The following is a 10,491-nucleotide window of genomic DNA, read 5'->3' as shown; positions in this document are numbered from 1 at the left end:
TTAACTTATGAAATTATTCATATTATTTTTTGTCTTTTTGTCATTTGTTCATGGGGAAGGGCATTATAGTTGGAGACTTAAAAATTGTTCTTCTATGTACTCAGAATATAGAGACCATTATTTAAGAATAAATCGAGACTATTATAAAAACTATAGCATGAGCGACAAGAACCATCCATGTTCAAAAATCAATGAATTAAACACTTATGAAAAAGCCTTAATATATGAAAAGATTGATGAAAAACAAGCTTTAGAGGTAAAGTCTAAAACACTGGGTGTAGCGTGTTACCAAAAAAAATGGGGCATAGAAATGTTGTACCAAACAGGATATTGCGATAGATATGTTTATACAGACCCATCAAAGACTGAGCAATTTCAAATAGATGAACCAAAGTATGCAAAAAACACACCACAAATGCCAGCACAGCAAACAATCGTGCCAAAGCAAGATTTAGCAAAAATACATAAAAACAGTCCTCAATTAGTGCTTGAAAATTTACATATTTATGATGTTCAAAAAATGTCATTTTTTAGAAAACAAAATGATGTTGTCATGATTGAATCTTCAACTGGAAATTACGCAATACCTAAACATGAGTTAGTTGCAGCAAAACGCATCAATTTTACATCTCAGCTAGAAGAGAACATAAACTCTTTATTGAAGCCCTAGATAAAAGAGTGTACAATAACATCATAACGCAAAAGAATAGGAGTGTGCAATGTTAGAAGAGTTTAAAAAGTTTCTCATCAAGGGAAACATGGTCGATATGGCGGTTGGTTTTATCTTTGGTGCGGCGTTTGCCACGCTTGTGCAGTCGCTTGTAAAAAACATTATCATGCCGCCTGTGGGTATGTTGCTTGGCAAAGTTGATTTCTCAAACCTATTTTTGGCACTGGACGGTAACAGCTACAACACACTCGCAGACCTTGAAAAAGCAGGTGCACCTGCTATCAAAATAGGTGTTTTTGTCAACGATACTATCTCTTTTTTAATCTTGGGAACAGTTATGTTTATGCTTGTAAAGAGCTACAACACACTTAGAGCAAAAGAGGAAGTCCCGCCACCGCCACCGCCTGCTGAGAAAATCTGTGATGAGTGTGCGATGAGCATCCCCGTAGCCGCAAAAAAATGCCCTTATTGTGGGAATACACACTTATAACCGCCTTTTTAGGCGGTTTTTAACTGGACTTCTTCTATAACCTAAAAATTAGATTCCAAGTCAAGCTTGGAATGACAGTTGGACGTCATCCTGAACTTGATTCAGGATCTAGGCTGTGAAAGAAGTCCGCTAAAGTAATCATGCCGTAATAAACATCTTCTATTATTTTGGCATGAAAAAAGATAAAGTTTATGTCATAGACACCAACATTATTTTGCAAAATGTGCAAAATATAGAGACCCTAAGCGATAATGGTTCTAACATAGTCGTAGTACCTGAAACGGTACTGCTTGAACTTGAAGACAAAAAGAAACTCCCAAACGAACTTGGTTACTACTCAAGAGAGTTTGCCAGATTTTTAGCCTCCACCAAAATCAAAGAGATAGATTACAAGTCAAACTATAAAGTTGTCAAGCTCTATAAGGGCGACATCATCCTTCACATCATCTCAAAAGACAGCTACGACACCCAGATAGAACAGCACCATATCTCCGAGAGCAATGACAAGCGCATCATCGAGGTTGCGGAGGTTGCAAGAGACTATTACAAAGGGCAAAAGGTCATCTTTATCTCCATTGACATCTATGCACGAACATTTGCACTCTTCAAAAACATAAAAACCCAAACACTCAATGACGATAAAAGCGAAGTTCCAGACTTCTCCTTTGTAAAAAGCGCACCGCTTGAGTCTATCTTTTTTAACAACCTCAATCTCCAAAACATCAAAGAGATAGATGAGACATATACACCCGAGAACTTTTGCTACACATTTGAGTCAAGTGACGGGAATAGTGCATATGGCATCGTTGCGAATGAGAGAGTTTTGGTCATGGATGAGAGCGATTTTTATCCTCTTGCCGTCAAACCTGCAAATCTAAAACAGAAATTTTTTGTTAAAGCCATCATCGAAAATGTCTATAACCTCCTCGTTATCGACGCAAAAGCGGGAAGCGGCAAGACACTTATGTCTTTTGTGGCGGCAATGCGCCTTATAGACAAGGGGCTTTATGACAAGATAGTCTATGTACGAAACTCCATTGAGTCCATCGACAGAGGAGCTGAAGTGGGCTTTTTGTCGGGAAATGACGAGAAGTTTCGCATCTACAATATGGCACTGAGTGACACCATGGAGTTCATAGCCAAAAAACGACTCAAAAAAGGGGTAAATGCAGAAAATCCCGAATCCATCCGCTCCAAAACAGAAGAGCTAATGGCGCGATACGACGTCCAAACACTCTGGCCAGGAGAAGCAAGAGGGCGAACGCTCAGCGAGGCTATCGTTATCATGGACGAGTGGCAAAACAGCAGTGAAAAGACAACACAGCTTATCCTCTCACGACTTGATGAGACCTGCATGGCGGTGGTTATCGGCTCAAACAGACAGATTGACAACCTTTACTTAAACAAATACAACAACGGTTTGACAACACTTCTCAAACAGACAAGAGCAAAACATCCTGAACTTAGTATGTTTGCCATAGAACTTGAAAAAGCAGTGCGAGGGAAGTTTGCGGAGTTTAGCGAACGAGTATTTGAAAAGACTAATGACAAATAGATTTATCAACGACACCATTTACAGTCATATCGAATACACAAAGTTTGAGGGCAAAGTCCTTCAAACCAAGATTTTAAGCCGTCTCCAGTTTATCACGCAAAATGCGCTTGCCTACTTTGCTTTTCCCTCCATCAACACCAAAAGATATATTCACTCTTTGGGGACGATGCACCTTGCTTCTCATATGTACAAAGGTGCGCTTTTAAACGCAAAAAGTGATGTTCGCTCCTTTTTTTTAAAAGACTTATACAAAGTTATCCTCAAAATCGAAGATGAACTCTCTATAAAAAGCAAGATAAAAAAGTGTGAACTTTTCGAAGATGATACACTCTACCAGTTTCTTATCCCGCTCAAAAACGCCAAAGAGAAGTATGCCTATCTTATCTCACTCCAAGCGCTCCGACTTGTAGGGCTACTCCATGACGCTGGGCATTTGCCATTTTCACATCAAAGCGAGTATGCGATGCAGAGCCTCTACGAAAAGCTCTCGCTCCAAGAAGAGTGCAACCCAAAAGAGCAGAAATTTTTGGATTTTTACGAAAAGCTTACAGAAAAAAACACTCAAGTGCTCCATGAAGCGATGGGCGTAGAGTTTACAAAAATGCTCCTTGACTATGAGATACTCCAAGATTTTACTAAAGAGAGCGAGAGAGAGTACATCGCACTTGTTTACAAAGTCGTTGACTACATCCTCCAAGATGCCTCATTTGGCGGGTTTGATTTTGGCGTGCTTCACTCTTTCATCGACGCAACCATTGATGCAGACAGACTTGACTATATCAACCGAGACATGCTTGCAAGCGGCTACATCGGCGGAGCGGTTGATTTGCTGCGCATAGCAAAACAGAGTGTTTTGAGCCTTAAAAACCAGGAATTCAGGGTTAGTTTTTTTGAGGGTGCCATTTTAGATATCGAACATATGCTTGAGATGCGTTTTAACCTCTACAAAAAGGTAATTTTCAACCATGAGATAGCAAAAAAAGATGCCATGCTTGAAAATCTTATCCTATATCTTGCCGAGGAGCACTTCAGGAAAAAAACAAAAGCCAAACGAAACGACATATCCATGTTGTGGAGTTTTTTGGATGCCGCGTCAAACCAAAAGAGGCTAGACACCATCAGTCTGCTTGATGAAAACTGGCTTATTTCACTCTTTAAGGAGGAGTATTTTGTGCTCAAATACTCCAAAGAAAAAGAGACGAAAAAGATGCTTATGATTTACGAAGAGGTGCTCTTTGGCAAAAAATACTTCCACTCTCTTTGGAAAAATCTCAATGATTTTTATGATGTTTTAGGCTTTAGCATGACACAAAAGTACCAATTTCGTGAAAGTTTTGGCTACATCAGCAAAGCGAAACTCTCTATCTTGAGAAATTCGCTCCAAAACTTTGTAATGCACTATGAGAGTGGAAAAAATGTCGCTTTTGCTTTTCAAATCGTCTCTTTTAACCTCGGTATTTCAAAAGATTTCTCTCTTTATGGCAGTAAAAATCTCATCCCCATCGATGAAGTCTCAACGCTTAGAAAAAGACTTAAAAAGTCTATGCTCAACACCGTTCCCTTTTTTCTCTACTGCAACAAAAAAGAGCTAAGTCCGCAGATGATTGAGAGCCTAAGGGAGATATTGCTTTTAGTTTTTGAGAAAAATACCCAGTGGAAACCATGACACCAAAACAAGGAGAGAACAAAAAGAAAGCTTAAAGAAAACACCTACTTTAAAAACTCTATAATGCCTAAAAGTAAAATCGGATAAAATTTCTCCGATTTAAAAGTTATCTTCTCTTGAACACAAGAAAAGATATGTTGCCAAAGTGGCTTATCAAACTAGAGGGTAACGCTCTCTTAACAAAAAAGGATACACAATGAAAACATTGATTTTACTAATCGCATTAACTTTAGGTGCTCTTGGGGCTGATACAGTCGTAACATACGATACAAACAACGGGACTGTTGAAACAAACAAACCTAACCACCCAAGCCAAGAAATTTACTAGGCTTTTACCTCTGCACTCCATCCACTCCTTTGGATGGAGCTTCTTTTTTTTCTCTATTTTCTCAACTTCCCTTACAAAAAAACTAATTTGTGACAATTTTATCTCATTTTAACCCCCAATTATGCTAAAATAGCTTTCGTTACTCACATCAAAAAATAAACAATTTAGGCATTATAAAATGAAATTGGATCTAAAATTAAAATTACTTATTCTCTTAGTAATTCCCCTCTTTTTTGTTATAGGTTTTTCACTCACTTTTATCTCAAACATCATGGATGAGAAGAAAAATTTAGAGTTCTCCAAACACCATATTTTGGAAGCAGAGGGTATCTCACGCGTTGTGCATCTTTTGCAAATTGAGCGAGGAGTTACAACTCAGATTGTCTCAGATGCAAAAAGCGATGTAAAACTCAAAGAGCTTTTAGAGATTCGTAAAGCCTCAGATGTTTCCATAAAAGAGTTAAGAAGCCGTTTTACCTCCTGCAAAACCTGCATAAACAACGACTCCATCACGCTTCTTGATAGCTTACTGCAAAGGGAGCAACTCCAGTTACCTAAGCAAACGACCAATCAGGTACGAGAGTACTACACCAAAAACATAGCAGCGCTTTTAAGCCTCATCAAAATCATCCCCTCCTCTATAGATGAGAAGACAAATCGAAACCATATCCAATCCTACAGCCATCTCTCCCAAGCAAAAGAGTTCTTTGGAGAGATCAGAGCGCTTGTCACACAAATTCTCTCAGATAAAGATTTTTCAGAAGAGAGCTTTTCACACTTAATGGAGTATCTCAGTATCTATCATCTTGAGACCCAAAATTTTAAACTTACCGCAGACCCAAAGATGCTTCACTTTTATGAAAAAACTTTTGTAGGCAAAGAAGTACAAAACTCTCTTGAAATGATAGATATTGTTCTAAGCAAAAGACAAGAGAGTCTTGCTACTCTCTCTAGCGCTCTATGGTTTGAGAGTGCGACACATAGTATAGATTCGCTCAAAAAGGTAGAGGACCATCTTTTTGCTACCGTTTATACGCTTATCAATGAAAAACTAGACTCCACCTCATACAAACTTATGACCCTGCTGCTCTTTTTGGCTATCTCAGCAATTGTTGTCACCTTTTTGCTCCTTGCTATCACAAGAAAGATTCTCTTCTCTGCAACCGTTCTTGAGGGCGAATATGATAGTTCTCTTCTTCTTTTAGAGCAGTATAAAGCAACCGTAGATGGAGGCTTCATCGTCTCAAAAACAGATGCAAACGGAATCATCACCTATGTCAATGATGAGTTTTGCAAACTAAGCGGTTACACAAAAGAGGAGCTTCTTGGACATACACATAACGTTGTCAAGCATCCTACCTCATCCCCAGAAACATTTGCCGCTCTATGGCACACTATCAAAGATTTAAAACAACCATGGGTAGGAGAGGTAAAAAACCTCTCAAAAGATGGCACAACACATTGGCTCAAAGCCATTATCAGCCCCATTATCTCTAAAGAGGGCGATATCATCGAGTATATCGCTATGCGCACCGACATAACAGCCCAAAAAGAGATTACAAAGTATTTTGAAGACCAGCTCAAGATATCAACCAACAACTTTAACTGCTCGATGCACCTCTCCAAAGAGTATGAAAAGGCGATTGATTCAAGCACTATTCTGCTAAGAACAGATGTTCATGGTGTTATCACTTATGCAAATGAAAAGTTTTTACAAATAAGCCACTTTAGCCAAGAAGAGCTTGTAGGAGAAAATTTCAATTTTATCATTGCGCCGCAAGAGCATGTTGCAAACCACTCATCTCTTTGGGATGGCATCATCAAAAATAGAGCAAAAACAGGAGAGGTTTTTTGGACAAAAACAACGATTGTTCCTATCAAAAGTCTTGATGGCAACATTATTGAGTATTTCCAAATACGTTTTGACATTACAGAGATTATGCGTCATAGAGAAGAGTTTGAGCGTGCTGCAAATACAGACTCTCTCACAGGATGTGGCAATAGGTTCCGACTAAACAACGATATGCAAAGGTTGGAAAATCTCTCTATCGTCATCTTTAACATAGATAACTTTAGACAAATCAATGATTTTTACGGACATGATTTTGGTGATTTGGTTATCAAATCTACTGCAGATAAGATTTATGAATTTATCTCACATGACAAAAATTTCAGATTTTACAGACTTCAAGGAGATGAGTTTATCGCCTTGGCTGTGGACTACTCCAAAGAGCTGCTTGTTGAGAAAACAAAGGCTGTTTTGGAGCTTATCAAAAAGAAATTTTATGTCCGCAATGAAGAGATTCTTCTCTCTTGTAGTGCTGGTCTCTCATGTGAGCCAAAAGAGTCACTTCTTGCAACAGCAAATATGGCACTTAAAATCGCCAAAAAAAGCAATATCGACTACCTTCTCTACACACCAGAAATCTCACTAGAGCAACAATACAAAGAAAACATCCGATGGACAAGAAAACTCTCACACGCTATCAAAGAGGGGAATCTGCAAGCTTATTATCAGCCTATTATCGACAATGCAACACTTCAAAAAAACAAGTACGAGTGCTTGGTGAGAATCGTTGAGGACTCTAAGGCAATCTCTCCCGTGCACTTCTTAAGCGTTGCAAAACAGACACGCCAGTATGCAGATATTACAAGAGCGGTCATATACCAAGCATTTGAGCTCTTTAAAGACAAAGATATACACTTCTCCATCAATCTCTCTATTTTAGATATTTTAGAGCCGCAAACAACTTCCTACATCCTTCAAATGCTCCAAGAGTACGGTATCGGCTCAAGAGTTATTTTTGAGATTGTAGAGTCTGAATCTATAGATAATTTCGATGGTATCACCGACTTTATCCGTGAAGCGAAAAAATATAACTGCAAAATCGCAATCGATGATTTTGGAACAGGCTATAGCAATTTTGAGTACCTTATCAAGATGCAGGCAGATTATCTCAAGATTGACGGTTCACTCATAAAAAACCTTAACAAAGATAAAAATGCACTTCTTATCGTTTCAACCATTGTTGATTTTTCTAAAAAACTAGGAATGAAAACAGTTGCAGAGTTTGTAGAAAACGAAGAGATATTTGAGATTGTAAAGAGTATTGGAGTTGATTATTCACAAGGATACTATTTTTCAGAAGCAAAAAAAGAGTTATAATCTTTTTTGGCAAAATGCCAAAAAAGAGAATTATACGCGAGATTCCTCACGACGTTGTAGGTATGCCCACTGAGCATCTACACGTTCTTGCCACTCTTTGATTAAGTATTTATACTCATCTTTAAAGAGGTGTTTGAAACGTCCTTGAGCAGCGAGATATTCCTCAACTGGAATAACGTTTTTCGGTCTATAAGTGATATTAAGCTCTCTACCATCGATAATCTCATAAAGAGGAAAAACAAGCGTATCTGTCGCCAAATCTGCTAAGTGCATCGTATCTTTAGGGTCAAATTTCCACTCTGTTGTACATGGAGAAACAGCATTGATAAATACAGGTCCTTCAACAGAAAAACCGTGCTGAATCTTCTTTACCATATCTTTCCACTTGTTTGGAGAAACTTGCGCTGCATACGGGATGCCATGTGCAGCCATAATGCCCATCAAATCTTTTTTGTTTTTCTTCTCCCCATAACTTACTTTTCCAGCAGGAGAAGTTGTTGCAGAAGAACCTATCGGTGTAGAAGATGATCTCTGACCACCTGTATTTGCATAGACTTCATTGTCAAGAACAACGTGCATAATATTATGTCCGCGCTCCATACATCCAGAAATCCACTGAAAACCGATGTCATAAGACGCACCATCTCCAGCAAAAGAGACAAACTTAGGGTTACGATCTGGTTGCTTTAGGCGCCCTTTTCTTTTTAACACTTTATGCATCGTTTCAGCACCAGCAACTGCTGTTGAGCTGTTTTCAAATCCAATATGGATCCAAGAAGCATCCCATGAAGTATATGGATAAACTGCTGTACAAACTTCAAGACAACCTGTTGAAGCAGAGAGAACCATATCATCATTTGTTGCATTTAAAACTTCACGAACAATGATAGAGTGCGCACACCCTGGACATAGAAGGTTTGCACCCTCAAAACGGTCAGCTGATGTCGAAAACTCTTTTAAGTTTTTTATATTTTTTATTTCACTCACACTCGTCTCCTTATAAATACGCTAGTTTCGGTCCACGAACACCGATAAATTGTTGTAGTGGAGTAGTTACTTTGCCCGCATCAACGTTTGCTTGAAGCTCTTTATAGAGTGCTGTTAGATGTGCTTTTGTCAAGTCGCGTCCACCAAGTCCATAAATATACCCAGAAAGAAGTGCTTTTGTATCAGTATTGAAAAGCGATCCTGCTATTTCATTAAAGAGCATTCCTGCCGCACCATTTGGAGATGATCTATCAAGTGCTGCGATAGCTTTGATACCCTTGAGCGCTTCTGCAACTTCCATAAATGGGAAAGGACGGATAACACGAAGTCCGACAACGCCAGCCTTGATACCTTGTTCTCGCATCTCAAGAGCAACTTCACGTGCAGTTTCAACAGACGTTCCAAGACATACAACACAAACATCAGCATCATCCATATTGTACTTCTCAACAAGATTGTACTTACGTCCTGTGAGTTTTTCAAACTCTGCAAACGCTGCGTTTATCTTAGGATGTACTTTTGTCATCAGGTCGTTGTGTTGGCGTGCCTTATGCTCAAAGTGCCAATCTTCTTCCGTTTGTACACCATGCGTTACTGGATGTTCGAAGTCAAGCATATCATTCATAGGTTTAAATTCGCCTACAAAACCATACGCCGCATCATCGCTAAGCGTATGGACACCTTGCGCAGTGTGTGATGTCATAAAACCATCTTGATTGACCATCGCAGGAAGTCTTACATCATGGTCTTCACTTACTTTAAAAGCGATAAGATTGAGGTCATACGCCTCTTGTGGGCAGTATGCATCAAACTGAATCCAGCCACTATCACGACCTAAATACATATCTGAATGGTCACCATTTACATTAAGAGGTGCTGCAAGTGCACGGTTTACCACATTGAGTACGATTGGCAAGCGCATACCAGAAGCTTGGTAGAGTGTCTCAACCATAAGTGCAAAGCCTTGAGAAGATGTTGCAGTTGCAACACGTCCGCCAGCAGCCGCCGCACCGATACATGCGCTCATCGCCGCATGCTCTGATTCAACCATAACAAACTCGCCTTCTACATATCCATCAGCTGTAAACTGTGCGTAGCCTTCAACGATAGGAGTCGATGGCGTAATCGGGTATGCCGCAACAACATCTACTTGAGCTTGTCTAAGTGCCTGAGCAGCTGCACGGTTTCCGTCCCATACTTCTATATCTTTTAGTTCCATTTTTTCAAATGCCATTACGCTTCCTCCTCATCTTTTTTAGGCCAATTAGCAATCTCTGTCTCTTCATCTGCTTGTTCTGGGAACATTAAGAGTGATTTTGGATTTGTTGGACAAACTTCTACACAAATTCCACACCCTTTACAGTGATCCATATCGACACCGATTAGTTTTTTATCTCTTGAAACTATCGAGACATCTGGACAGTAAATCCAACAAAACTGACAGTCAATACAGTAGTCTTTGTTAAATACAGGCTTAATTAATCTCCAGTCCGCAACACTTGCAGTGTATGAGCTGTTTTGTGAGTATGCACGATCCTCTTGTCTTGTTCCAGCGATATCATCTATCTTTCCGTCGAATGTACGAAGCATAGCTCCGATTTCAAACTCATCCCAACCTTTTTTTGCCAT

At 39.3% G+C, this 10,491-nt stretch carries 9 protein-coding genes; 6 read left to right on the top strand and 3 right to left on the bottom strand.

The genetic code is table 11. The features are described from left to right. The first annotated feature begins 7 nt into the window (after nt 1-7). From AC6H4V_RS00665 to AC6H4V_RS00640, 6 genes are all read left to right on the top strand, one after another. Nucleotides 8-670, top strand: a complete 663-nt coding sequence (locus AC6H4V_RS00665; RefSeq protein ID WP_497607086.1) for a hypothetical protein — start codon at nt 8-10, stop codon at nt 668-670. Between the two features lie 49 nt (nt 671-719). After that, the gene (gene mscL, locus AC6H4V_RS00660) at nt 720-1,160 is read left to right on the top strand and encodes a large conductance mechanosensitive channel protein MscL (RefSeq protein ID WP_497607085.1); all 441 of its coding nucleotides are present in this window, start codon (nt 720-722) and stop codon (nt 1,158-1,160) included. Between the two features lie 172 nt (nt 1,161-1,332). Then, nucleotides 1,333-2,715, top strand: a complete 1,383-nt coding sequence (locus tag AC6H4V_RS00655; RefSeq protein ID WP_497607084.1) for a PhoH family protein — start codon at nt 1,333-1,335, stop codon at nt 2,713-2,715. Beyond that, nucleotides 2,705-4,381 (top strand): HD domain-containing protein, encoded by a 1,677-nt coding sequence (locus tag AC6H4V_RS00650; protein ID WP_497607083.1) that lies wholly within the window; start codon nt 2,705-2,707, stop codon nt 4,379-4,381. Before AC6H4V_RS00655 ends, AC6H4V_RS00650 begins: the two co-directional genes overlap by 11 nt. A gap of 196 nt (nt 4,382-4,577) precedes the next feature. Then, on the top strand, nt 4,578-4,709 hold the full coding sequence (locus AC6H4V_RS00645; RefSeq protein WP_428728769.1) for a hypothetical protein: 132 nt from the start codon (nt 4,578-4,580) through the stop codon (nt 4,707-4,709). Nucleotides 4,710-4,887: 178 nt separating this feature from the next. Beyond that, nucleotides 4,888-7,875, top strand: coding sequence for an EAL domain-containing protein (locus tag AC6H4V_RS00640; protein ID WP_497607082.1), 2,988 nt, complete (start codon nt 4,888-4,890; stop codon nt 7,873-7,875). 30 nt (nt 7,876-7,905) lie between these two features. Here the strand turns inward: AC6H4V_RS00640 and AC6H4V_RS00635 are convergent, their stop codons facing one another. The 3 genes from AC6H4V_RS00635 to AC6H4V_RS00625 are packed head-to-tail and all read right to left on the bottom strand — an operon-like array spanning nt 7,906 to nt 10,491. Next, nucleotides 7,906-8,862, bottom strand: a complete 957-nt coding sequence (locus AC6H4V_RS00635) for a thiamine pyrophosphate-dependent enzyme (protein WP_428728767.1) — start codon at nt 8,860-8,862, stop codon at nt 7,906-7,908. Between the two features lie 10 nt (nt 8,863-8,872). After that, a complete protein-coding gene (locus AC6H4V_RS00630) occupies nt 8,873-10,096 on the bottom strand; it encodes a 2-oxoacid:ferredoxin oxidoreductase subunit alpha (RefSeq protein ID WP_428728766.1) in 1,224 nt (407 codons plus the stop codon). Continuing rightward, a complete protein-coding gene (locus AC6H4V_RS00625) occupies nt 10,096-10,491 on the bottom strand; it encodes a 4Fe-4S dicluster-binding protein (RefSeq protein ID WP_428728765.1) in 396 nt (131 codons plus the stop codon). The genes AC6H4V_RS00630 and AC6H4V_RS00625 overlap by 1 nt, the downstream gene beginning before the upstream one ends.

The organism is Sulfurimonas lacustris (assembly GCF_059705355.1).
Note: the sequence above shows the minus strand (reverse complement) of the source record. Positions and strands in the feature narration are given on the sequence as shown.